We start from the raw sequence: 23,933 nt of genomic DNA, 5'->3' as shown, positions 1-23,933 counted from the left end.
TACCGCTATCCTTGGCGGGCTTTCATCCGGGGGTTCTTCTTGTTGATGACGAACGTGCGCCCGCGCCGGCGGACGATCTGGGCACCTGGGATCTTCTTCAGCGCCCGCAGTGAATTCCTGACCTTCATGATTTCTCCTCGTGTTGGGTGTTGTTGCGTTATGTTCCTTGTGGCGTTCAGCCGGCAGCAGCCAGGCCGAACGGGTCCTGCAGCTCCAGTCCTGCGGCCAGTTCCTCGTCCGTCAGCTGGCAGTGCAGCAGGAGTTCCGCGAGCTCCGCCGGATCAAGGTCCTCACCCGTTGCTTCGATGACGGTGCCGGCGTCGAGCCTGCCCTCGTCGGGGACGACGGTTCCAACGTTTTCCAGCCACACGCGCGGGCCGATGCCCTGGATGGCAATCCGGCACTCCGGCGCCGATGCCACCCACAGATGCCCGCGAAGCACGCAACAGCCCTCGGCCAGCGTGCCCAGGGCGAGGCGGAACCGGCCCGGATGGAGCGGCCGCTCCAGGGACTGCCGGATTGTGGTGAACGGCGATGGCATGGCGGCGGGCTTGTCCGGATCCGGGGCTATGCGGGTGTGCGGCGCGAGCTCGCGGATCAGGTGCAGGCCCCGGTCGCGGCCCGCTGGATGCGCCGGCACGATATCCGGTTCGGCCAGCAGGACGGTGTCGGCGGACTCGAGTTCACCGACGAGGAATTCGCCGGGCGTGCGTTCGTCGTCCACCACCGGCGTGAACCCGGATTCGTAGAGGGTGTGCGAATCCCAGATGTGGTCCTCCAGGGCGTCGGGCGCGCAGGCGAGCATTCTCTCGTAGCTGTGGACCTGCCCCGGCCCCGGAGGCCGGTCGAGGCCACGCTTCAGGGCGGTGACGGCCACCGTTGCCGGAACAGCGGGGGGCAGGCCGATGATGATGGGGCCGGCGGTCCCGGCAGACAGGCGTTCGACGGCGGGTACCAGGTCCAGGCGGACAGCGCAGCTAAGGCAGCCGTGCTCGAGCAGGGTCTCTTCCCGCTCAACGAGTCCCTCACCGCCGAAGACGCGGCGGATGACAACCCCGTTTTCAAGGAGATCGTGCAGCACCACCAAGGATTCGGGGTGCGTTGCGGCCAAGTCTTCACAGGCCTGCTGGCGGCAAAGGGCGTCCAGGGAACTGACGACGATGAGGTGCATGCACCACAGAGTAGTTGAGAATGATTCTCAACTACAAATCGCCTGGGCGTTACCTCGCCTGCCGTTGGAGTTCGGACCCCGATAGGATGCCGGCTCCGGAAAGGGCTGCTGTTTCCCGGAGGGCGGCGCTCCGGATATGGTCGACGAGGCCCGGAACTGCGGCATGGATCTGGTGCCAGACGGCGTCGAAGTCGGCATGGCCCCCATACCAAGGGTCCTCGATGCCCTGGTCCAACAGGTCGAGGCCTTCCATGGCGGGGTCGAAGCTCCGCAGCATGCGGATCTTGTCCAGCGACTCCTGGTCGGGGGCCGCTTCGCTGAGCCATGCATAGTGGTCGATGTCCAGGGCGAGGATGAGGTCCCGGTCCTTGAACCAGCGCGGTTCCCACTCCCTGGCTACGTGCTCGGCCGAGGCGATCTGGGTTGCCGCGAGGCGCCGCGCTGCCCGCGGGTCAATGGGTCGTCCGGACTCGTAGCCGGTGGTGCCGGCGGAGTCGACAATTACAGTTCCGCCCAGCCCTTCGCGATTCAATGCCTCCCTGAGCATGAGCTCAACCATGGGGGACCGGCAGATATTTCCGGTACAGACGGCGATGACGCGGTATGGGCTCGACGCTGAGTTCATGAGACTAAGCATGCGCGCATATCGGGCCCTTGGCTAGCGCGGGATTCATGTGGGTTGACGATTTTGTAAAGATGAGTGACTTTAGGTCAAACGGGGTAGGGCCCATGGTTGGGCTGCGTCCGGACGCCCGCCTTACCGTTCCCCATGCTCAATGCATGAAGGCGAGGAGGATCCCCACTGCGATGAAGAGGACGCCGAACACGCGATTGAGCACCAGCTGCCCCCGCTCATTTTGCGTGAACCGCTGGAAAGACCGCGCCGCCGCGGCGAAGAAGAACCACATGACCAGGATGTCGATGGCGACCACCGTGGCCGTGAGGACCGCATACTGCGGCAGCAGCGGCTGCTCAGCCCGGATGAACTGAGGCATGAACGCCAGGAAGAAGACAATCGCCTTGGGGTTCAGCAGGTTCACCCAGAGTCCCCGCCGGAAAATGGACCAGGCGGGTTCATTGCGCCGTGCGGCGGTCTGTTCCCGGGCGACGGTGGGTTTCGCCAGGAATTGCCGGACGCCCAGGTAGACCAGGTAGGCGGCGCCGGCGTACCGGATTACGTTGAAGGCCACGGGAGAGCTGGCCACCAGGACCCCCAGGCCCAGGGCAACGATCACCACGTGGATGACCAGCGCCGCCTGCTGGCCGAGGATGCCCCAAATGGAACGGCGGAAGCCGGCATTTAGCGAGTTGCTCATGGTGTTGATAGCCCCTGCTCCGGGCGTGAAGCTGATCAGGGCGCCGGCGCCCGCAAGGGTGAGCCACAAGGAGAATTGCACTTGATAATCGTACGCGTGGCGGGGCGGTATTCCCTGGCAGCCGCGGTATCCGGTGCCTGCCGTGGGCCTCCATCAGGGGGAAGTCCGGGAGCCGCCCCAACTTGTGCGTGGGTGTCGAGGACCCTCACGCCCGGGCAATGACCTCGCCGTTGGGAATGAGGAACCAGCCGTCATCCGTGGAGCCCCAACGGTGCCAGCCGGCCGAAATCCTGGCCAGGTCCGCGGGGTTGGCGAAGCCGTACTCCAGGGCCTGCTCCGCGAAGGCCGAGTGCAGGATCCTCTCGCCCCACACGCGCGCCTGCCAGCGGCGCTGCTGCCCGGTGGCGTAAAGCCAGTTGCTGCTGGTGGGCGCAACGTCGCTGAATCCCGCGGCCTGGGCCCAGCTGACCAGCCGCCGTCCGGCGTCGGGCTCTGCTCCGTTCCTCCGTGCGATCCGCTGGTAAAGCTCCATCCACTCGTCGAGTTCAGGAATCGCCGGGTACCAGCTCATGCCGTGGAAGTCGGCGTCCCGCACGGCGACGATGCCGCCAGGCTTGGCGACCCGGCGCATTTCACGCAGGGCTTCCACCGGGTCCGTAAGATGCTGCAGGACCTGGTGGGCGTGCACGACGTCGAACGTGTCGTCGTTGAACTCCAGATCGTAGATGTTGCCCGTGACGAACTCGACGTTGGAGATCCCGCGCTCACCGGCAAGTGCCTTGGCCTGCGCGATGATGTCCGGCGACCGGTCCAGCCCGGTGACCGTTCCCGGGGCCACCAGCCCGGCGAAGTCGCAGGTGATGCTCCCTGGTCCGCAGCCGACGTCGAGCATGTCCGTCCCCGGCTGCAGGTGGGGGAGCACGAAGGCGGCGGAGTTCTCGGCCGTCCGGGCCGCGTGGGCGCGGACCACGGATTCGTGGTGGCCGTGCGTGTAGACATCATCTTCGGGCTGCTGCGCACTCATAACCAAACGCTACTCCTCCCGCGCGGCCACCGTCGCTTCCACCATGGCGGTCATGAAGCGCGTCGCCACCTCGAGTTCCTCCGGCGTGAAAGCAGCCAGCGCTTCCCCCATGTGGCGCGAGAGCGGGGCGAAGATGACGCTGCCGTCCTGGTACGCCTTGGGGGTCATCTTCAGTTCAACCTGGCGGCGGTCGGTGCTGGCGCGCTCGCGGACTACGTGCCCGGACTGGTCCAGCCGGTCGATCAGTGCAGTGGTTGCGGGGGAGCTGAGATTCAGTTCCTTCCGCAGCACGCCGGGCGTGACTACGGCACCCCTGGCGGTGTGGCGCATGATCACGGCCAGGGCATTAAGGTCCGTCCGGTGCATGTCCTTCCGCGCGCCGGCGGTGTCCACGTACCGGTTGGCCTCCAATGTGAACTCCTGGAGGAGGCGCACCAGCGGGTGCGGCCCCGCGGCTGGTCCGGTGCCGGCCATTGCCCGCCTCCTCTTGCAGTCGTAGTGAAATCTTCCGGGCGGTCCAACAGCCCGAACGGATCCTACCCCTTAGCCGGTGCGGCCAAAGAAATCTAGACTGTCACTTATCTCTATAGTAGAGATAATCTGTTGATGAAACACCGACGCCGGGGAAGGCAGCATGAGAGCAAAGCACGCGGGCCCAGTAACCACTAAGGCACCCTTCTGGCTGCGGTGGCTGGTTCCCACAGTCCTGGTCCTTACGTGGCTGGCGCTTGCCGGGATCGGCGGCCCCACCTTCGGCAGGCTGGAGGAGGTCTCCTCCAATGACCAGGCCTCCTTCCTGCCGGCCAGTGCCGAAGCAACCGCGGCCCAGGACTGGCAGGCCAGGTTCCGGGACGCGGATGAGGTTCCGGGTGTCATCGTGATTGAAAATTCGAAACCCTTTACCCCGGCCGAGCTGCGTGAGGCTGCCGGCCTGAAGGCGGAGTTGGAAGGCCTGGAGCTGGGCAGCGCCGTCATCGGGCCCATCCCTTCCGAAGACGGCGAAGCGGTGCAGTTCATCGTGCCCGTCAGCGAATCCCTGGAACTCGAGGGGGCCGTGCAGGAACTGCGGGAAACCGCCTCCGCCGGGACGCCGGAGGGCATGCAGTCCTACGTGACCGGCCCCGCAGGCCTCGCGGCGGACCTCACCGGCGCCTTCGCCGGCATCGACGGACTCCTGCTGCTGGTGGCACTGGCGGCGGTGCTGGTCATCCTCCTGGTCGTCTACCGCTCCATCCTGCTGCCGGTCATGGTCCTGTTGACCTCCGTGTTTGCCCTTTGCGCGGCCATCCTCCTGGTGTTCGCCATGGCCAAGGCGGGCTGGATCCAGCTCAACGGGCAAAGCCAGGGCATCCTCTCCATCCTGGTGATCGGCGCGGCTACCGACTACGCACTCCTCTACGTGGCGCGGTTCCGCGAAGCGCTCACGCACACCACCAGCAGGACGGCTGCCGCGCTCACCGCCTGGAAGGCTTCCTTCGAGCCGATCCTGGCCTCCGGTGCCACGGTGATCATCGCCCTTTTGTGCCTGCTGTTCTCCGACCTGAACTCCAACAAAGGGCTGGGTCCGGTGGCCGCGGCCGGCATCCTCTGTGCGCTGTTCGCCGCGCTGACCCTGCTTCCCGCCCTGATGGCGCTGTCCGGCCGGGCGGCCTTCTGGCCCTTCCGTCCCAAGCTATTGCCCGACGACGAACGCGAACCCGAGCTGGTCACCGGACTTGAAGGGCAGAAGGGTTTGTGGCGGGCCACCGGTTCCCTGGTCCGGCGCCGGCCGCGCACCGTGTGGGTCGCCTCGGTCCTGCTGCTGCTCGTGGCGTCCGCCGGGGTGCTCCAGCTCAAGGCCAACGGCGTTCCGCAGACGGAGGTCATCCTGTCGGCCTCCAGTGCTGTGGACGGCCAGGAAGCACTGGCCCGCCACTTCGATGCCGGCAGCGGCAGCCCCGCCGTCGTGGTTGCGGAGCAGGGCAAGGCGCCGGAGGTGCTGGAAACGGTGAAAGCGGCCGACGGCGTGGGCGAGGCATATCTGTTGGCTGAGGGTGGTGTTCCCATCACCGGAGCTCCCGGAACCCCCAGCGCCCCGGCGGCCAGGGACGGAAAGGTGCTGATCAACGCGACTCTGGACGCCGCCGCCGATTCGCTTGAGGCCGAGGAGTCCGTCAAGGCCCTGCGCGCTGACGTGAAGGCGGTGGACTCCGGCGCCCTGGTGGGCGGCGTGACGGCGATCGCCCTGGACACCAACACCACGGCGCAGCGGGACCTGCTGATCATCATCCCGATCGTCCTGCTGGTCATTCTGTTCATCCTCATGCTGCTGCTCCGGTCGATTATCGCGCCGGTCCTCCTGGTGCTCTCAGTCGTGCTCTCCTACGCGGCGGCCATGGGGGTGGCGGCGTTCGTGTTCAACAACATCCTGGGCTTCCCCGGTGCCGATGCCACCGTGCCGCTGTTCGGCTTCGTGTTCCTGGTGGCCCTGGGCGTGGACTACAACATCTTCCTGATGAGCCGGGTCCGGGAGGAGTCCCTGAAGCACGGCACCCGCCCCGGAATCCTGCGCGGCCTTGGCGTTACCGGCGGCGTGATCACCTCCGCCGGGGTGGTCCTCGCGGCAACGTTCGCCGCGCTGGGCGTCATCCCCATCATGTTCATGGTGCAGCTGGCGTTCATCGTGGCGTTCGGCGTGCTCCTGGACACCGTCCTGGTGCGCTCCCTGCTGGTCCCCGCGCTGGCCTACGACATCGGCCCGAAGATCTGGTGGCCGGGAAAGCTGGCCCGGGAGGAGCTCCAGAACCCCCGCCCATCGTTCTCCAACGGCGAAACCGTGGTGCCGGCGTCGTACGCGGACGCCCGGGAAACCCGCTGAACGGTGCGGAATTGCCGGCAAGCATGCGGCGCAAAATGCAAAGTTGAGTCAGCTTCGCTCAACTTCGGATTGACATCGCATGCGCCCTGAGTAAAGTTGAGTGCAGAACGCTCAATAGCGGGCGCCAGCAAGTTTCCAAGGAAAGAAGGAAGCAACACATGTCACGTGCAGTAGGTATCGACCTCGGAACCACCAACTCCGTCGTCTCCGTTCTCGAAGGTGGCGAGCCCACCGTTATTGCCAACGCCGAGGGTGGCCGCACCACGCCGTCCGTCGTTGCGTTCTCCAAGTCCGGCGAAGTCCTGGTGGGCGAGATCGCCAAGCGCCAGGCCGTCAACAACATCGACCGCACCATCGCCTCGGTCAAGCGCCACATGGGCACCGACTGGACCAAGGCCATCGATGACAAGAAGTACACCCCGCAGGAAATCTCAGCGCGCATCCTCATGAAGCTGAAGAACGACGCCGAGTCCTACCTGGGTGAAAAGGTCACCGACGCCGTGATCACCGTCCCCGCGTACTTCAACGACGCCGAGCGCCAGGCCACCAAGGAGGCCGGCGAAATCGCGGGCCTGAACGTCCTGCGCATCGTCAACGAGCCCACGGCAGCAGCTCTCGCCTACGGCCTGGACAAGGGCAAGGAAGATGAGCTCATCCTGGTCTTCGACCTCGGTGGCGGTACCTTCGACGTCTCCCTGCTGGAAGTCGGCAAGGACGAAGACAACTTCTCCACCATCCAGGTCCGCGCCACGGCCGGTGACAACCGCCTCGGCGGCGACGACTGGGACCAGCGCGTCGTTGACTACCTGCTGAACCAGCTGAAGGTCAAGGGCATCGACCTGTCCAAGGACAAGATCGCCCTGCAGCGCCTGCGCGAAGCTGCCGAGCAGGCCAAGAAGGAACTGTCCTCCTCCACCAGCACCAACGTCTCGCTTCAGTACCTCTCCGTCACCCCCGACGGCCCGGTCCACCTGGACGAGCAGCTGACCCGCGCCAAGTTCCAGGACCTCACGAAGGACCTGCTGGAGCGCACCAAGAAGCCGTTCCACGACGTCATCAAGGAAGCCGGCATCAAGCTCTCCGACATCAACCACATCGTGCTGGTGGGTGGCTCAACCCGTATGCCCGCCGTGTACGACCTGGTCAAGGAACTGGCCGGCGGCAAGGAGCCGAACAAGGGCGTGAACCCGGACGAGGTTGTCGCCGTTGGTGCAGCCCTGCAGGCCGGTGTTCTGAAGGGTGAGCGCAAGGACGTCCTGCTGATCGACGTCACCCCGCTGTCCCTCGGCATCGAAACCAAGGGCGGAGTGATGACGCACCTGATCGAGCGCAACACCGCCATCCCCACCAAGCGGTCCGAGACCTTCACCACGGCGGACGACAACCAGCCGTCCGTGGCCATCCAGGTCTTCCAGGGCGAGCGCGAGTTCACCCGCGACAACAAGCCGCTGGGCACGTTCGAGCTGACCGGCATCGCGCCGGCACCGCGCGGCGTCCCGCAGGTCGAGGTCACCTTCGACATCGACGCCAACGGCATCGTCCACGTTTCCGCGAAGGACAAGGGCACCGGCAAGGAACAGTCCATGACCATCACCGGCGGCACCGCGCTCTCCAAGGAAGACATCGACCGCATGGTCCGTGACGCCGAGGAGCACGCAGCCGAGGACAAGGCCCGCCGCGAGGCAACCGACACCCGCAACTCCGCCGAGCAGCTGGCCTACTCCGTGGACAAGCTGATCGCGGACAACGCCGACAAGCTGCCTGAAGAGGTCAAGACCGAGGTCCAGTCCGACGTCGACGAGCTCAAGAAGGCACTCGAAGGCACCGACGATGCCGCCGTGAAGACTGCGTTCGAGAAGCTGCAGGCTTCCCAGACCAAGCTCGGCGAGGCCATCTACGCCCAGGCCGGTTCCCCTGACGGCGCCACCGGCGCTGCAGGTGCCGAAGGTGCCCCCGCCGGTGACAAGGCTGACGAAGACATCGTTGACGCCGAGATCATCGACGAAGACGAAGCGAAGAAGTAGCCATGCCCCATCACGGTAACGAGGAAGAGCACAACGCTTCCCGCGATCAGGAACGCCGTGACGGCGGCTCGGGCCACCAGGAGCCGGTGATCCGGGACAACCGCAAGGTTGACCCGGTCACCGGGCAGGCCCGGCACCCGGACGCGCAGGCTTCGGGCCGGGAGGGCCAGGATTCCGACGGCGATGCGCTCGCCCAGGCGGAGGAGATCCTTAACGGCGTGGACGTGCCGGCCGAGGAATCCGTAGCCCGGGGCGTGGCGGCGGAAGCGGGAAGCGCGGAGGCAGCCGAACTCCGCAACGACCTGCTCCGCCTGCAGGCGGAGTACGTCAACTACCGCAAGCGCGTTGAACGCGACCGCGCCGTGGCAGGGGAGATGGCCGTCATCGGCGTCCTGAACTCCCTGCTTCCGGTCCTGGATGACGTGGATGCCGCCCGGCAGCACGGCGACCTTGCCGACGGCCCCTTCGCCGCGATCGCAGCCAAGCTGGAGAACGCACTGAAGACCTACGGCCTGGTCCGCATCGACCAGACCGGCGTGGAGTTCGATCCCACGATCCACGAGGCCCTGATCCAGCAGCCCGGCGAGGACATCGAGGTTGACACCGTCAGCCAGGTGCTCCGCTCCGGCTACAAGTCAGGCGAACGCGTCCTCCGCGCGGCCCAGGTCATCGTCGCGGTACCTGCGTAGCATTACCCCACGCGAGATGGCAGTTCGCGGCAGTGTTGGGCAACCACATTGCTGTGAACTGCCATCTCGGCAAAGATTTTTGAAAGGAAACGCCATTGGCTAGCCAGGATTGGGTGGACAAGGACTTTTACAAGATCCTCGGTGTCGCCAAGGACGCTTCCGACGCCGACATCAAGAAGGCCTACCGGAAGCTGGCCCGCGAGCACCACCCTGACACCAACTCGGGCAACTCGGCGTCCGAGAAGAAGTTCAAGGACATCTCCGAGGCCTATTCCGTGCTGTCCGACCCCGAGGAGCGCCAGCAGTACGACGCCATCCGGGCCATGGGCAGCGGTGCCCGGTTCGCGCCGGGCGGCGCCGGTGCGGCAAACGGCGGGTTTGAGGACATGTTCGGCGGCCTCTTCACGGGCAACACCGGACGCCACGCCGGGGGGTTCAACCCGGCCGGCGGGGGCATTCCGCCGGAATTCGCGGACCTCTTCGGCGGCTTCGGCGGCGCCGGCGGCTACCAGCGCGCTCCGCAACGGGGCGCGGACCGCACGGCTTCCACCACCATCTCGTTCGCAGGGTCCATCCGCGGCACCACCATCGGCCTGCGCGAACCGAACGGCGAGGTCATCGACGTCCGCGTCCCCGCCGGCATCAAGGACGGCCAGAAGATCCGCGTCCGCGGCAAGGGCCAGCCCAGCCCCGCGGGCAACGGAGACCTGATGGTTGCTGTTTCGGTCAAGCCGCACCCGTTCTACACGCGCGACGGCGACAACCTCCGCATCCATGTCCCGGTCAGCTTCCCGGAGGCTGCCTTGGGCGCCGACATCGAGGTCCCGACGATCGACGGCGACAAGGTGCGGGTCCGCGTTCCGGCGGGAACGCCGTCGGGCCGTACGCTGCGGGTGAAGGGCAAAGGCGTGAAGACCTCCAAGGGGACGGGCGACCTGCTGGTGACCATCGACGTCGCGGTTCCCAAGAACCTGAACAAAGAAGCCGAAGCTGCCGTCAAGGCGTTTGCCGAAGCCACCGCGGACGCTGACGTCCGGGAAGGCCTGGCCGCCAAGGCCCGGCTGTAACCGGCGGTCATTGCCATGGACATCAGCGCTGATCAGCCAATCTTCGTGATTTCGGTGGCGGCCGAACTGGCGGACATGCATCCCCAGACGCTCCGGCAGTACGACCGGCTGGGGATCGTTTCGCCGCGCCGGGCGCCCGGTAAATCGCGGCGCTACTCGCAGCGGGACGTCAACATGCTCCGCGAGGTGCAGCGGCTGTCCCAGGAAGGCGTATCGCTCGAGGGGATCAAGCGCATCCTGGAACTTGAGAACCAGGTGGCCGCCCTCCGGAACCGCGTGTCCGAGCTGACCGAAGAGCTGGCCCGGCGCCCGCAGCCGTTCGATTCGCGCATCTTCGCTGCGGGTGCGGCCGGCGATGTGGTGAGCCTGGCCCGCGGCCAGCGTCCCCGGCCGCGTTCGCAGGCCGTAGTGGTCTGGCGGCCGCGCGCCCTGGGGCAGTAAGCGGCATCCAAGTACCCGGCCCGGTGCCCTGCGGGAAAGTAGAGTACCCGCTACTGGTGACCCGCCAACCCCTGGAACCTTGAATTGAATCACCTGCTGGATCAGCAGCAGGCGGTTTCAATGTTCTGGGGGTTTTTCCATGTTTGGTTCTCACTGCAAGGCCCGGCGATGAGCCCGGGAATGGAATCGGTGGCGGCGATCAGCGCGTCCCTTCCGGGTCTGGTCATCCTGTCCCTGGGGCAGGCCATGGTGGTGGTGTGCGTCTGCTTCGACATGGTGCGAGCACTGTCCGTGCCAGGGTCCCAGAGCCGTTACGTGGCCAGCACCGTTTTCCGCACCCTGGCGGTGCCGTCCGTCATCTCGCTGGCTGTCAGCGTGCTGGTGGATCTGGTGATGGCCTCCATGTCGGGAGTGGGGATGGCCATGTTCGTCCTGGTGGCCATCATTTTCCGCCTGCACCACGACAAGGACGAAGACAACTGGTGGAAGGGCAAGGGCAAGAAACTCGCCCGCTGGGCCCGCCGCCGGTTCGCAGGACGTGTGTCCGGCAGGGCAGTCGCCGCCCCGGCCCTGGGATAGGCCCGAGCGTGGCGGACCTTCGGCTCATCGCGCGTGTGCTGTTCCTGCGTGCGGCATGGCGTCCCCGAGACCACTGGGATGCGGCCAGGATCTCCCGCCACCAGGAGGAGTCCCTGCGGAGGCTGCGCGGGGCAGCCTATACGGGCTCGGAGTTCTACCGGCGGCATCACGCGGGGCTGCAAAACGCCCCCTTGGACCAGCTGCCGCCGGTCACCAAGGCCGACCTCATGGAGAACTTCGACCAGGCGGTCACCGCGCCGGGACTGAAGCTGGCCGACGTCGAAGATCAACTGCGCATCTTGACCGACGGCGGGGGTAACCCGGGGAAGCCGTGGCGGGGGAGGTGGTGGGCGGCTGCAACCGCCGGGACCACCGGCCGGCGGGGTACGTTCGTCTGGAACCGGTCCGAATGGTCGACGGTCCTGGCTTCGTACGCGAGGGCGAACGACTGGGCCGGTATCGCTGCGGGCCCTTGGCGGCCGCTCAAGATGGCACTGGTCAGCTCCCGCGTGCCCACCCACCAGTCCGCCGTGGTGGGGGCATCGTTCAGCTCCCGCCTGGTTCCCACCCTGAGGCTGGATGTGACCGCACCCATGGAGGAGTCCGTTGCGGCGCTCAACCGCTTCCAGCCGAGGGTACTGGTTGGTTACGCCTCGGCCCTCCAGCCACTGGCGGCTGAGCAGCGTTCAGGACGCCTCCGCATTGCACCTGAAGGCGTCATGTCCGCCTCCGAAGTCCTCACCGGGCAGGCGGCGTCGGAGATGCGGGAGGCCTGGGGCAGGACGCCGTTCGACGTGTATGCCGCCACCGAAACGGCGGGGATCGCCTCCCCCTGCGCCCACCGCAACCGCCATGTCTACGAGGACCTTGTCATCGTAGAACCCGTGGATGGAGACGGTAATGGGGTTGAGCCGGGGACCACCGGCGCGAAGCTGCTGGTCACGGTGCTTTTCTCCCGGACCCTGCCGCTCATCCGCTACGAACTGTCCGACACCGTAAGGCTCGGCGGCCGAGGCTGCCCGTGCGGGCGTTCCTTCAGGCTGCTCCAGGACGTCGAGGGCCGCCTCGAAGACGTCCTCCAGCTGCCAGGCAGGACCGGCGCCGTCAGGGTCCACCCCATCCTCTTCCACCACGCGCTGGACTCCGCAGCGGTCTCGGGGTGGCAGGTCATCCAGGAGCCGTCCCGCCTGCGGATCCTGGTCGCGGGCATCAGGCCCGGCTTGTCCGCCGACGGGATCCGCGCTGCCGTGTCGGCCGAACTGACAAAGGCAGGCGTCGCCGGGATCCCCCTGGACGTCCAGGTGGTGGAACGGCTGGAACGGACGCCGCTGGGCAAAGCTCCCTATGTGCGGAGGCTGCCCGGCGGCTGATCCCGGCTTCCGCCATGGCGCTCAGTAGCTGGCGTGCGGGTCGCCGTCGGCCGGCTCGATGTACTGCGCGGCGAGGGCTTCGGAGCCTCGGGCCAGGAGGGCGACGTCGGCTCCGACCAGGATGAAGTCCGCGCCGTTGGCGAGGTAGTGCCGGGCGGTGTCCGGGTTGAAGGCGTTGACGCCCACCGGCTTCCCGGCCGCCTTCGCAGCGGCTAGGCAGCGTTCGACGGCGGCGCGCACCTCGGGGTGTTCCTGCTGGCCCAGCAGGCCCATTGATGCCGCGAGGTCGGAGGGGCCGAGGAAGATGGCGTCCACGCCGTCGACCTTCAGGATGTCCCCGACCGCGTCCACGGCGGCGGTGGATTCAATCTGGACGGTGACGCTGATGATTTCGTTGGCCCGGGCCAGGTAGTCCGGGATCCGGTTCCAGCGGGCGGCGCGGGCCAGGGCCGAGCCGACGCCGCGGACGCCGTGGGGCGGGTAGCGGGTGGCTGCCACGGCGGCCTCGGCTTCAGCCACGGAGTTGACCATGGGGATAAGCAGGTTCTGCACGCCCAAGTCCAGGTACTGCTTGATCACCACGGTGTCGTTGACCGGCGGCCGGACCACGGTGTGGACCGGGTAACCGTGGATCGCCTGGAGCTGGGCGAGGACGGACTCGAGCCCGTTGGGGCTGTGCTCCGCATCCACCAGCAGCCAGTCCAGGCCGGACCCGGCGCAGAGCTCGGCGACAAGCGGGCTGCCGGAGCAGATCCACATCCCGGCCAGCGGCCGCTTGGCCGAAGCCAGCGCGGACCGGAAGGTGTCCTCTATTCGAAGCGGCATGTGACACTCCCCAGGGGTCCGTAGTCAGCGTGGACGGTATCGCCCTTGTACACCCACATCGGGCGGGTGAAGGAGCCGGCCAGGATGATGTCCCCGGCCTTCAGGGAATCACCGTGTGCTGCGATCTTGTTGGCCAGCCAGTGCACGCCGTTGGCCGGGTGGTCCAGGACGCCGGCGGCCACGCCGGTTTCCTCCACGGTCTGGTTCTTATAGAGGATGGCCGGGACCCAGCGCAGGTCCACCGCATCCGGCTTTACCGGGTTCCCGCCGATCACCATGGCGCCCATCGCGGCGTTGTCCGAGATGGTGTCCACGATGGTCCGGCCCTCCATCTCAATCCTGGAATCCAGGATCTCCAGGGCGGGAACAACATAGTCGGTGGCCTTCAGGACATCGAAGATGGTGGCGCCGGGGCCCTTGAGACCGTCCTTGAGAACGAATGCCAGCTCCACCTCCACCCGCGGATGGGTGTACCGATCCCATTCCACCGAGCAGCCGGTTTCCAGCACCATGTCATCGAAGATGGCGCCGTAGTCCGGCTCGGTGATGCCAGTGGCGGCCTGCATTGCCTTGGATGTGAGGCCGATCTTGCGCCCCACGAGGGTCCTGCCGGCTTCCTCGTTACGGCGGCGCCACAGCTGCTGGACCGCGTAGGAATCCTCCACCGTCATGCCCGGGTAGCGGGTTGTCAGGAGGGGAACAGGGGTGCGGGTTCGGCCGGCTTCCAGCAGCTCGTCCGCGATGGCCTTAATCGTCTCGGCGTCCAGCATGACTAGAGCTGCGCCCCCAGCTTGAAGCCTTCAGCCTGCGCGCCCTCGTCCGGTTTGCGGGTGTAGGAGAATCCGTCGGCCCCCACGGTCACCGCCATTTCGCTCTTTTCCTCGCGGACGACCACCGGCTGCGGGTTGCCGTCCAGGTCCAGGACCAGGGAGGCCTCGGTGTACCAGGACGGGACCACCGGGTTGCCCCACCAGTCGCGGCGCTGGTTGTCATGGACGTCCCAGGTGATGGTGGGGTTGTCCGGGTCGCCCGTGTAGTAGTCCTGGGTGTAGATCTCCACGCGGTGGCCGTCCGGATCCAGGATGTAGAGGTAGAACGCGTTGGAGACGCCGTGCCGTCCGGGGCCGCGTTCGATCCGGTCGCTGATGCGCAGGGCGCCCATCTTGTCGCAGATCTGGATGATGTTGTGCTTCTCGTGCGTGGCGAACGCGACGTGGTGCATGCGCGGGCCGTTGCCGCCCGTGAGGGCGGTGTCATGGACTGTCTGCTTGCGGTGCATCCACGCAGCGTACGTGACGCCGTCGGAATCCTTGATGTCCTCGGAGACGCGGAAGCCGAGGTCCTCCAGGTAGGCCCGGCCGCGCGGGACGTCCGGGGTGACCTGGTTGAAGTGGTCCAGGCGGACCAGCTCGCCTGCGGAGTAGAGGTCGTAGCGCTGGGTGAGGCGCTCCACGTGCTCCACTTCGTAGAAGAACTCGTAGGGGAAGCCCAGCGGGTCCTCTACCCTGACCGAATCGCCGATGCCCTTGGTGAAGCCTTCCCTGCGGCGCTCCACCCGGCAGCCGAGTTCGCGGTAGTAGGCCTCGGCGGCGTCCACTTCGGCGGGCGACTTCACCCGGTAGGCGAAGGCGGCGACGGCGGCGATGGGTCCCTTGCGCAGCACCAGGTTGTGGTGGATGAATTCCTCCAGGGAGCGCAGGTAGATCGCGTTTTCGTCTTCCTCGGTGACGTGCAGGCCCAGGACGTCAACGTAGAACTCGCGGGACTTCGCGAGGTCCGTGACCACGATCTCCATGTAGGCGCAGCGGACGATGTCCGGTGCCGGGACCGTGGGGGTGGGGACGAAATTGGTCATGATGGTCTCTCTTCTTTGAAAGGGGTTGTGAAAGTCCGACGGCGGCCGGCCGGCTTACGCGCCGAACTCGGGGGTGTGGCCAAATTTAGGAGTATGCACAGGGCCGAGGGTGATGTGCACGGCCTGCTGGTCGGTGTAGAAGTCGATGGAGCGGTAGCCGCCCTCGTGGCCCAGGCCCGAGGCCTTGACGCCGCCAAACGGGGTGCGCAGGTCGCGGACGTTATGGCTGTTCAGCCACACCATCCCGGCCTCGACGTTCTGCGAGAAGTTGTGGGCCCGGGTGAGGTTCTGGGTCCAGATGTAGGCGGCGAGGCCGTACTTCGTGTTGTTGGCCAGGGCGAGGGCCTCGTCGTCGTTCTCGAACGGGGTGATGGCCACGACGGGTCCGAAGATTTCCTCCTGGAAGATCCGGGCGTCGGGGGCGACGTCGGCGAACACGGTGGGTGCGATGTAGTTGCCTTCGGGCAGGTGGTCGGGGCGGCCGCCGCCGGCCAGGAGCCGTCCCTCGGACTTGCCGATCTCCACGTAGGATGCGACCTTCTCGTAGTGCTCCGGGTGGACCAGGGCGCCCACCTGGGTCTTGGGATCGTGCGGATCTCCCACCACGATGTTCCGGGCCCGGGCGGCGTACTTCTCGCAGAACTCGTCGTAGATCGCGCGCTCCACCAGGATGCGGGACCCGGCCGTGCAGCGCTCGCCGTTCAGGGAAAAGACCCCGAACAGGGCGGAATCTATCGCGGCGTCCAGGTCGGCGTCGGCAAACACGACGCACGGGGACTTGCCGCCGAGCTCCATGGAGAGGCCCTTGAGGCTCGCCGCCGCGTTCCGGAAAATCGTCTGGCCGGTGGTGGTCTCGCCGGTGAAGGAGATCAGCGGAACGTCCGGGTGCTTGACCAGGGCGTCGCCGGCTTCCTCGCCCAGGCCGTTGACCAGGTTGAAGACGCCGTCAGGGAGGCCGGCGTCCTTGAAGATGGTGGCCCAGAGCGAGGCGGAGAGCGGGGTGAACTCGGCCGGCTTCAGGACGACGGTGTTGCCGGTGGCCAGCGCCGGGGCGAGCTTCCAGGACTCCAGCATGAACGGAGTGTTCCACGGCGTGATCAGGCCGGCGACGCCTATCGGCTTGCGGTTCACGTAGTTGATCTGCGAGCCGGGGACCTTCATGGCGTCGTCGAACTGGGCCACGATCAGGTCCGCGAAGAAGCGGAAGTTCTCGGCCGCGCGCAGGGCCTGGCCCTTGGCCTGGGTGATCGGCAGGCCGGTGTCGAAGGTTTCGAGCTCGGCCAGGCGTGCTTCCTGCGCTTCGACGGCGTCCGCAATTTTGTTCAGGACGCGGGCCCGCTCACGGGGCTTCATCTTCGGCCACGGGCCGTTCACGAAAGCTTCGCGGGCGGCGGCGACGGCCAGGTCGATGTCCTCTTTCTGGCCGGCCGCGGCGGTGGCGTAGTTGCGGTTGGACACCGGGTCCAGGACGTCGAAGGTCTTCCCGCCCACGGAGTCAACGAACTCGCCGTTGATGTAGTGCTGGATATGTGCGGGCAGGTCCTTCGGGACGTAGTGCCGGGAGGTTTCTACGGAGGTCGTCATCGTTGATGTCCTTTACTGGTGCTTTGCTTGGGCGAGGTATGCGTCCAGGGTGGCCGCCCGGTGCTGGCGGGCGGCTTTTTCGATGGTGTCCGGATCGGCGCCGGATTCGATGAGCTGCAGCAGCCCTTCGTGCTCCGCCACGGATTCGCGGGCCCGGCCGGGGACGAAGCGGAACGTGGAGGACCGCAGTGCGGCCAGCCGGTTCCAGCCGCGGTGGACCAGGTCCAGGATGTGCGGGTTGGGGCAGTGCTCAAAGAGGACGCTGTGGAAGTCCTGGTTCAGCTGGGTGAACCGGACGGGGTTGAAGTGTTCAAGGCATTCGCGCATTTCCTCGTTCACGGCGCGGGCGCGTGCGATGGCCGCCGCATCGATCAGCGGGGCCGACAGCGCCGTGGCGGCACCCTCCACGATGCTGAGCGTCTGCATGGTGTACAGGTATTCGGTGGGGTCGATGCCGGCTACGGTAGCGCCCACGTTGCGTTCGAACTTCACCAGGCCCTCGGCCTCCAGCCGGCGGATGGCTTCGCGGACCGGGACCACGCTGAAACCGAGGTCCTTGGCGATGGTGCCCAGCACCAGCCGGTACCCGGGGGTGTAGGTGCCCTCGACGATCCGCGCCTTGACGGCCCGGTACGCCTGTTCGGACTTGCTGCCGGGAGCGGCAGCGGGGAGGTCGGTGACGGCTGTTTCAGTCATCAGCTTTTCCTGCTTCCCATTCGTTCCCACTCCGCGTACTTGTTCTGCCATTCGGCGTTCATCGGGTAGAGGCCGTCAACGCTGTTGCCCTGTTTGACCATTTCGAAGATGAAAGCTTCTTCCTTCTCCTGCTGGATGCAGTCGTCCACCAGTTCTTCGGCGATGGCCGGCGGTATGACTAGGATGCCGTCGGCGTCGGCCACGATGATGTCGCCGGGCTGGACCGTGGCACCGCCGCAGGCGATGGTGATGTCCGTGTCCCAGGGGATATGGCGGCGGCCGAGGACCGCGGGGTGCGGGTTGGCGAAGTACGTGGGCATGTCCAACCCCGCCACGGCGGTGAAGTCGCGGACACCGCCGTCGGTGATGATGGCTGCGGCGCCGCGGACCTGGGCGCGAAGGGCCAGGATGTCACCAACAGTGCCCGTGCCCTTCTCGCCGCGGGCCTCCATCACCAGGATTTCGCCCTCGTTGACCGAGTCGATGGCCTTCTTCTGCGCATTGAAACCGCCGCCGTGGGTCTTGAAGAGGTCCTCGCGGTTGGGCACGTAGCGCAGGGTCCTGGCCAGTCCCACCACGCGGCGGTCCGGGCGAGTGCCCTGCAGGCCATCGATGCTGACATTGTTCAGGCCGCGCTTGCGCATCTGCGAGGAGAGGGTGGCGGTGGCCACGGATTCCAGCTTGGCCTTCAGCTCCGGGGACAATGCAGGTCCGACAGCGGCTTCCGCAGCAGGTGCCAGCCCCGCCGCTTCGCGCGAGCCGTACGCTTCCTCCCGCTGCAGGTCATCGACCTTGGGCCCGGCACCAAAGTCCGCGAACGGCGTCGTGCCTTCCACAACGGTGGTGGCCAGCCGGCCCGTGGTGAGGTTGCTGGCGGAGACCTCCACCTCGAGCACATCGCCGGGCTTGGCCACCGACGCGCCGGCCGGGGTGCCGGTCAGGATGATGTCCCCCTCCTCCAGGGTGAGCAGCTGGGACAGGTCCGCCACCAGCCGGGCGAACGGGAAGAGGAGGTCTTCCGTGGTGTCGTCCTGGACCAGGTGGCCGTTGTGCCAGGTGCGGATCCGCAGCTGCGCGGGGTCGACGGCGTCTGCCGGGATCAGTGCCGGGCCCACCGGGGTGAAGCCGTCCCCGCCCTTGGACCGGAGGTTGGACCCCTTGTCCGCCCAGCGCAGGTCGTACACCCCCAGGTCGTTGCTGGCGGTCACGGCGGCAACGTGGCTCCACGCGTCCTCGATGCTGACGCGGCGGGCCGCCTTGCCGATGACCAGGGCGATCTCGCCCTCGTAGCCAAGCAGTTCACAGCCCGCCGGCCGCTCCACGGTGCTGCCGGTCAGTGCCAGGGAGCTGGAGGGCTTGAGGAAGTAGGAGGGCTGGGCGGGGGTGCGGCCGCGCTGGGCCGCCCGGCTGGGGTAGTTGATGTGCACCGCGATCACCTTGCGCGTTGACGCCAGCGTGTCCTCGTTGACCTGCTCCAAAGCTTCTCCTCATCAGGTACGAAATCGTATACGATCACTATGGCGCGTTGCGTCGGGTCCGTCAACCCCTCCCTTCGACGGCGTCCGGGGCGGCCAGGGGCCCCTTGTCGCCCGCGTTACATCCGGCGTAAAGTTGGAAACCAGCCCAGCTATTTCTAATATCGAACCTGATGTTCTGATATAGAACAAAATCCACCACAACGAAGTGAGGAAGCCCGTGCAGTTCCACCACCACGGTTACGTATCCGGTGACCCGCGGGTCCAGCCGGCCGCCGGCGTCGGCATCAACCGCCCTGAAGAACTTCCGGACGAAGTGGATGTGCTGATCGTTGGCACGGGCCCTGCCGGCATGCTTGCAGCCGCACAGCTCTCGATGTTCCCGGACGTCACCACGCGCATCGTTGAGCGGCGCCCGGGACGACTGGCCATCGGCCAGGCGGACGGCATCCAGGCGCGCAGCGTGGAGACGTTCCAGGCCTTCGGGTTCGCTGAGCGGATCACCGCCGAGGCCTACCGGATCACCGAGATGGCGTTCTGGAAGCCGGACCCCGGCAACCGCGCCAACATCGTCCGTGCCGCGCGCGCCGTGGATGACGAAATGGGCATCAGCGAGTTCCCGCACCTGATCGTCAACCAGGCCCGCGTGCTGGACTACTTCGCGGAATTTGCGGCCAACTCGCCGTCACGCCTGAAGCCGGACTACGGCTACGAGTTCCAGGGCCTGGAGGTCGCTTCCCACGGGGAGTACCCGGTCACCGTCAGACTGCTCCGCACCGCCGGGCCGGACGAGGGCCAGGAGCGCGTTGTCCGCGCCAAGTACGTGGTGGGGGCCGACGGCGCACGCAGCAAGGTGCGCCAGGCCATCGGCTGCACCCTCGCCGGCGACCAGGCCAACCACGCCTGGGGTGTCATGGACACGCTCGCGGTGACCGATTTTCCGGACATCCGCACCAAGTGCGCCATCCAGGGTGAAAAAGGCAGCATCCTGCTGATTCCGCGCGAAGGCGGACACCTGTTCCGGATGTACGTGGATTTGGGGGAGGTGGACCCCGCGACCCACCATGCGGTGCGGAACACCGGCATCGACCAAATCATCCACAAGGCGAACGAGATTCTCCACCCCTACACCCTGGACGTCCGCAACGTCGCCTGGCACAGCGTCTACGAGGTGGGCCACCGCCTCACTGACCGGTTCGACGACGTCCTGCCGGAGGACCGCGGCACCCGCACGCCGCGCGTCTTCATCACCGGCGATGCCTGCCACACGCACAGCGCCAAGGCCGGCCAGGGAATGAACGTGTCCATGCAGGACGGCTTCAACATCGCCTGGAAGCTCGGCCATGTCCTGGAGGGCCGCAGCCCGGAGAGCCTGCTGGCCACCTACTCCGCCGAACGCCAGGTGGTGGCGAAGAACCTCATCGACTTCGACAAGGAATGGTCATCCATGATGGCCAAGAAGCCCGAAGAGTTCGAACACCCCTCGGACCTGGAAGATTTCTACGTCCGCACCGCCGAATTCCCGGCGGGGTTCATGACCCAGTACGCCCCGTCCCTGATCGTCGGGACCGACGACCACCAGGGCCTGGCAACCGGCTTCCCCGTGGGCAAACGCTTCAAGTCCGCCCCCGTGGTCCGGGTCGCGGACACCAACCCGATCCACCTGGGCCACCACGCCACCGCGGACGGCCGCTGGCGGATCTACGTGTTTGCCGACCCGGCCCAGCCGGGAACCGGTTCGGCCACCGACATGCTGGCCGAATGGTTCGCCGGCTCGCCGGAATCACCGCTGGCCGCCACCCCGGCCGGGGCCGACCCGGATGCCTGGTTCGACCTGAAGGTCATCTACCAGCAGGGGCACACCGCCGTCGACATCAGCAAGGTTCCCGCGGTGTTCAAGCCGCAGGTGGGCCCGTTCAAGCTGACTGACTACGAGAAGGTCTACGGCACCGACCCCAACGCGGACATCTTCGACGAACGCGGCCTGGACCGGGCCGGCGTGGTGGTTGTTGTCCGTCCTGACCAGTACGTGGCGAATGTCCTGCCGCTGACCGCCACCGCGGAACTCGGGGCGTTTTTCGCCCAATTCCTGAAGCCCGGGCAGCAGCCGCGTCAGGCCGTGGCCGCCGCCCGATAGCCCGCCGCGGGGTACACGCCGAGGATCCGTACCTCGGTGGTGAAGAAGTCCAGCTCCTCGAGGGCCAGCTTCAGCGGCTGGTCCTCGGGGTGGCCTTCGACGTCGGCCATGAACATGGTGGCGGCGAACTCGTTACCCACCATGTAGCTCTCAAGCCGGGTCATGTTGACTCCGTTGGTGGCAAAACCGCCCAGCGCCTTGTACAGCGCGGACGGGACGTTGCGCACGCGGAACACAAAACTGGTGACTGTCGGTCCGGGAAGTTGAACCCTCGCCGGGAGTTCCTTTTCCCGGGCCAGGACCACGAAGCGGGTGGTGTTGGAGGGATCGTCCTCCACCCGGGACGCGAGGACTTCGAGGCCGTAGATCTGCGCGGCCAGTGGAGGAGCGAGGGAGAGCTTTCGGGGATCGTTCCACTCTGCGACTTCCCGCGCGGAACCTGCGGTGTCTCCGGCAATGACGGGTTTGAGGCCATGGTCCCGGATCAGCTTCCGGCATTGGCCCAGGGCGTGGATGTGGCTGTGCACCTCGGTGGCACCCTCGATGGTGCTGCCCGGAATCCCCAGCAGGTCAAAGTGGATGGGCAGGAAGTATTCGCCCACGATCTGCAGCTTGGACTGTGGCAGCAGGATATGGATGTCCGCCACCCGGCCGGCGATGGAGTTCTCGATCGGGATCATGGCCAGCTGGGCCTCGCCGCTGGACACGAGCTCAAACGCGTCCTCAAAGCTCGCGCAGGGCACGCTTTCCATGTCGGGGAACATCTGCTTGCACGCGATATTGGAGTTGGCGCCGGGCTCACCCTGGTACGCAATCTTGGAGGCCATGATCCGTATGGTTTCACGGGCCGACGCCCATTGGGAAAACGCTACAGCGGCGTGACACGCAGCCAGACGTACTGACGGGGCAGCAGGGTGATGCCCTCGTCCAGGTGCAGTGCGGCTTCGGAGAGGAGGTCGACGGCGGCGGGCGCGAACCCTGCGAAGGTTTCGGCGGGCAGGGCCTCGGGGGAGTCGCTGAAGTTGGCGAGGGCCAGCACCGTGCTGCTTTCTCCGGGCCGCTGGTAGCCGAGGACCGCACGGTCGCCGGTGTGGAAGTCCACCAGCCGGGTTCCGGCCAACTCCGGGGTGGCCGCGCGCACCGCAATCATCCGCTTCAGCCCGGCGAAGACTGCGCCCTCGGGAGTGGCCGGATCACTGCGGCGGGCGTAGTGGCGAGCCGGATAGTGGGGCCGGTGCACCCAGCGGCTGTCGGCGTCGTGCCCTTCCTCCAGGGCGTAGTTGTAGTCGTTAAGCTGCGCCACCTCGTCGCCCAGGTACAGCAGGGGAATGCCGCCGGTGCTGAAGGGCACCGAGTGGGCCAGGAGGATTCGCTCCACAGCCTCAGCAGGGTCGACCTCCATGCCGCAGAGGGACGCCGTCGTGCCTGAAATGCGGCAGTCCCCGGTCTTGGGATTGTCCTGGAAGGGGACGCCGCGGGCGAAACTGCCCGGGAAGCGGTTGACGTAGAAGGAGTTCAGGAAGCGGCGGTGGTCGAAGCCGTTGATGCCGAGCTCTGCGGCGTCCTCGTCGGCGAAGGTCCAGCCGATGTCGTCGTGGCTGCGGACGTAGTTCACCCAGGCGGTGCCGTCCGGGATGTTGTGCCGCCGCTCCAGCGCCTGGGCAAGAAGGGAGACGTCGCGGGTGGCCAGGGACTCCCAGATCAGCGCCATCTGGAGGGGGTTGTAGGAGAGCTGGCATTCGGCGGGATCGATGTAACGGGCCACCTCGTCCGGGTGCACGATGGCCTCGGACTTGAACAGCAGCGACGGTGCGGCCAGCCGACAGACGGAATTGAAGGCTTGCAGCAGCGAGTGCGCCTCCGGCAGGTTCTCGCAAGTGGTGCCGAGCTGCTTCCAGATGAAGGCCACAGCGTCCATGCGCAGGATGTCCACGCCCTGGTTGGCCAGGAACAGCATCTCGCCCGCCATCGCGCGGAAGACGTCAGGGTTCGAGTAGTTCAGGTCCCACTGGTACGTGTGGAAGGTGGCCCAGACCCAGCGCCCGTCGGGCATCTGGATGAAGGAGCCGGGGTGGTTCTCCGGGAAGATCTCCCGGACGTTCTGCTCGAAGGCATCCGGCATGGTGCGGTCCGGGAAGATCCAGTAATAGTCGCTGTATTCGGGGTCGCCGGCTGCGGCCTTCCGCGCCCATTCGTGCTCATCCGAGGTGTGGTTGAAGATGAAGTCCACCACCAGGCTGATGCCGTTGCGCCGGAGTTCGGCGGCCAGCGACTTGAGCTGCTCCATGGTGCCCAGCCTCGGGTTGACCTGGCGGTAGCTGGAGACCGCATAACCGCCGTCCGAGTGCGGTTCGGGAGCCAGGAACAGCGGCATGAGGTGCAGGTACGTCAGCCCCAGCTCCTTGAAGTAAGGAATGCGGGCGCGGACCCCCTCCAGGCTTTCGGCGTAGCGGTCCACGTAGCAGACGCCGCCAAGCATGGCGTTGGACTGGAACCAGCCGGTGTTGGTTTCCCTTTCGGCGTCCAGGGCTTTGAGGTCCTCGGGCCGCTCCTGCCAGGACCGGGCGCTCTGGACCACCAGCGCCGCGAGCTGGTCCAGCCAGTCCGGCCGGGATCCGTAAAGGGATTGGAACAGCCCGCGCAGTGTGGGGAAATGTTGGTCCAGGCGGCGGCGGAACGCCGGGTCCGGGGCCAGGCCATCCGCACCGTGCAGGGCGGCCAGGACGTGCTGCCGCGTCTTTTCATCCAGGCTGACGGATTCCTGCATGGCCATGGTCCCTTCCGGCGCGCCGGCGGATCCGGCGGAAACCTGTACCGGCAGTA

22 protein-coding genes are annotated in these 23,933 nt (G+C 66.6%); 8 read left to right on the top strand and 14 right to left on the bottom strand.

Annotated elements, in window-relative coordinates; translation table 11 throughout:
* Nucleotides 1–5: 5 nt before the first annotated feature.
* From ykgO to ACIQCN_RS11615, 6 genes are all read right to left on the bottom strand, one after another.
* A complete protein-coding gene (gene ykgO / locus ACIQCN_RS11640) occupies nt 6–128 on the bottom strand; it encodes a type B 50S ribosomal protein L36 (RefSeq protein WP_011693081.1) in 123 nt (40 codons plus the stop codon).
* A 47-nt stretch (nt 129–175) separates the two neighbouring features.
* On the bottom strand, nt 176–1,171 hold the full coding sequence (locus ACIQCN_RS11635; RefSeq protein ID WP_400611073.1) for a GTP-binding protein: 996 nt from the start codon (nt 1,169–1,171) through the stop codon (nt 176–178).
* Between the two features lie 49 nt (nt 1,172–1,220).
* Entirely contained in the window at nt 1,221–1,796 is a 576-nt protein-coding gene (locus ACIQCN_RS11630; protein WP_400611071.1) for a low molecular weight protein-tyrosine-phosphatase, read from the bottom strand.
* 148 nt (nt 1,797–1,944) lie between these two features.
* A complete protein-coding gene (locus ACIQCN_RS11625) occupies nt 1,945–2,568 on the bottom strand; it encodes a LysE family transporter (protein WP_400605325.1) in 624 nt (207 codons plus the stop codon).
* 124 nt (nt 2,569–2,692) lie between these two features.
* On the bottom strand, nt 2,693–3,511 hold the full coding sequence (locus tag ACIQCN_RS11620; protein WP_400605323.1) for a methyltransferase domain-containing protein: 819 nt from the start codon (nt 3,509–3,511) through the stop codon (nt 2,693–2,695).
* A 9-nt stretch (nt 3,512–3,520) separates the two neighbouring features.
* The gene (locus ACIQCN_RS11615; RefSeq protein WP_400605321.1) at nt 3,521–3,985 is read right to left on the bottom strand and encodes a MarR family winged helix-turn-helix transcriptional regulator; all 465 of its coding nucleotides are present in this window, start codon (nt 3,983–3,985) and stop codon (nt 3,521–3,523) included.
* A gap of 160 nt (nt 3,986–4,145) precedes the next feature.
* On the opposite strand from ACIQCN_RS11615, the gene ACIQCN_RS11610 reads away from it, so the two are divergent.
* The 7 genes from ACIQCN_RS11610 (at nt 4,146) to ACIQCN_RS11580 (ending at nt 12,538) form a co-directional block, all read left to right on the top strand.
* Complete coding sequence (locus ACIQCN_RS11610) at nt 4,146–6,368, top strand: MMPL family transporter (RefSeq protein WP_400611069.1); 2,223 nt, start codon at nt 4,146–4,148, stop codon at nt 6,366–6,368.
* A 158-nt stretch (nt 6,369–6,526) separates the two neighbouring features.
* A complete protein-coding gene (gene dnaK / locus ACIQCN_RS11605; RefSeq protein WP_400611067.1) occupies nt 6,527–8,392 on the top strand; it encodes a molecular chaperone DnaK in 1,866 nt (621 codons plus the stop codon).
* A 2-nt stretch (nt 8,393–8,394) separates the two neighbouring features.
* Entirely contained in the window at nt 8,395–9,081 is a 687-nt protein-coding gene (locus tag ACIQCN_RS11600; RefSeq protein ID WP_400605316.1) for a nucleotide exchange factor GrpE, read from the top strand.
* Between the two features lie 95 nt (nt 9,082–9,176).
* Nucleotides 9,177–10,148 carry a DnaJ C-terminal domain-containing protein gene (locus ACIQCN_RS11595; RefSeq protein ID WP_400605315.1) on the top strand — a complete coding sequence of 324 codons (972 nt, stop codon included), beginning with the start codon at nt 9,177–9,179 and terminating at the stop codon, nt 10,146–10,148.
* 15 nt (nt 10,149–10,163) lie between these two features.
* A complete protein-coding gene (locus ACIQCN_RS11590) occupies nt 10,164–10,589 on the top strand; it encodes a heat shock protein transcriptional repressor HspR (protein ID WP_400605313.1) in 426 nt (141 codons plus the stop codon).
* Between the two features lie 180 nt (nt 10,590–10,769).
* Entirely contained in the window at nt 10,770–11,168 is a 399-nt protein-coding gene (locus tag ACIQCN_RS11585) for a hypothetical protein (RefSeq protein WP_400611137.1), read from the top strand.
* An 8-nt stretch (nt 11,169–11,176) separates the two neighbouring features.
* Nucleotides 11,177–12,538, top strand: a complete 1,362-nt coding sequence (locus ACIQCN_RS11580; protein WP_400611065.1) for a phenylacetate--CoA ligase family protein — start codon at nt 11,177–11,179, stop codon at nt 12,536–12,538.
* Between the two features lie 21 nt (nt 12,539–12,559).
* On the opposite strand, the gene ACIQCN_RS11575 is transcribed toward ACIQCN_RS11580, so the two are convergent.
* Genes ACIQCN_RS11575 through ACIQCN_RS11550 form a run of 6 tightly spaced genes read right to left on the bottom strand, consistent with a single transcriptional unit; the run spans nt 12,560 to nt 18,976 of the window.
* On the bottom strand, nt 12,560–13,363 hold the full coding sequence (locus ACIQCN_RS11575) for an HpcH/HpaI aldolase/citrate lyase family protein (protein WP_400611063.1): 804 nt from the start codon (nt 13,361–13,363) through the stop codon (nt 12,560–12,562).
* Nucleotides 13,348–14,133, bottom strand: coding sequence for a 2-oxo-hept-4-ene-1,7-dioate hydratase (gene hpaH / locus ACIQCN_RS11570; RefSeq protein ID WP_400611061.1), 786 nt, complete (start codon nt 14,131–14,133; stop codon nt 13,348–13,350). The genes ACIQCN_RS11575 and hpaH overlap by 16 nt, the downstream gene beginning before the upstream one ends.
* 2 nt (nt 14,134–14,135) lie before the next feature.
* Nucleotides 14,136–15,218, bottom strand: coding sequence for a 3,4-dihydroxyphenylacetate 2,3-dioxygenase (hpaD, locus tag ACIQCN_RS11565; protein WP_400611060.1), 1,083 nt, complete (start codon nt 15,216–15,218; stop codon nt 14,136–14,138).
* 54 nt (nt 15,219–15,272) lie between these two features.
* Complete coding sequence (hpaE, locus tag ACIQCN_RS11560; RefSeq protein ID WP_400611058.1) at nt 15,273–16,802, bottom strand: 5-carboxymethyl-2-hydroxymuconate semialdehyde dehydrogenase; 1,530 nt, start codon at nt 16,800–16,802, stop codon at nt 15,273–15,275.
* A 12-nt stretch (nt 16,803–16,814) separates the two neighbouring features.
* The gene (locus ACIQCN_RS11555) at nt 16,815–17,498 is read right to left on the bottom strand and encodes a GntR family transcriptional regulator (protein ID WP_400605299.1); all 684 of its coding nucleotides are present in this window, start codon (nt 17,496–17,498) and stop codon (nt 16,815–16,817) included.
* Complete coding sequence (locus ACIQCN_RS11550) at nt 17,498–18,976, bottom strand: fumarylacetoacetate hydrolase family protein (protein WP_400611056.1); 1,479 nt, start codon at nt 18,974–18,976, stop codon at nt 17,498–17,500. The genes ACIQCN_RS11555 and ACIQCN_RS11550 overlap by 1 nt, the downstream gene beginning before the upstream one ends.
* 217 nt (nt 18,977–19,193) lie before the next feature.
* Between ACIQCN_RS11550 and ACIQCN_RS11545 the strand changes: the two genes are divergently transcribed.
* Nucleotides 19,194–21,110, top strand: coding sequence for an FAD-binding monooxygenase (locus ACIQCN_RS11545; RefSeq protein ID WP_400611054.1), 1,917 nt, complete (start codon nt 19,194–19,196; stop codon nt 21,108–21,110).
* Here ACIQCN_RS11545 and ACIQCN_RS11540 read toward each other — a convergent pair.
* A complete protein-coding gene (locus ACIQCN_RS11540; protein WP_400611052.1) occupies nt 21,086–21,937 on the bottom strand; it encodes a prephenate dehydratase in 852 nt (283 codons plus the stop codon). The genes ACIQCN_RS11545 and ACIQCN_RS11540 overlap by 25 nt on opposite strands.
* A 41-nt stretch (nt 21,938–21,978) precedes the next feature.
* Nucleotides 21,979–23,877, bottom strand: coding sequence for an amylosucrase (locus ACIQCN_RS11535; RefSeq protein ID WP_400611135.1), 1,899 nt, complete (start codon nt 23,875–23,877; stop codon nt 21,979–21,981).
* Between the last annotated feature and the right edge of the window lie 56 nt (nt 23,878–23,933).

This window comes from Pseudarthrobacter sp. NPDC092424 (assembly GCF_044754925.1).
Classification (GTDB): Bacteria; Actinomycetota; Actinomycetes; order Actinomycetales; family Micrococcaceae; genus Arthrobacter.
The sequence above is the reverse complement of the archived record's forward strand: the minus strand, read 5'-3'. Positions and strand labels throughout refer to the sequence as shown.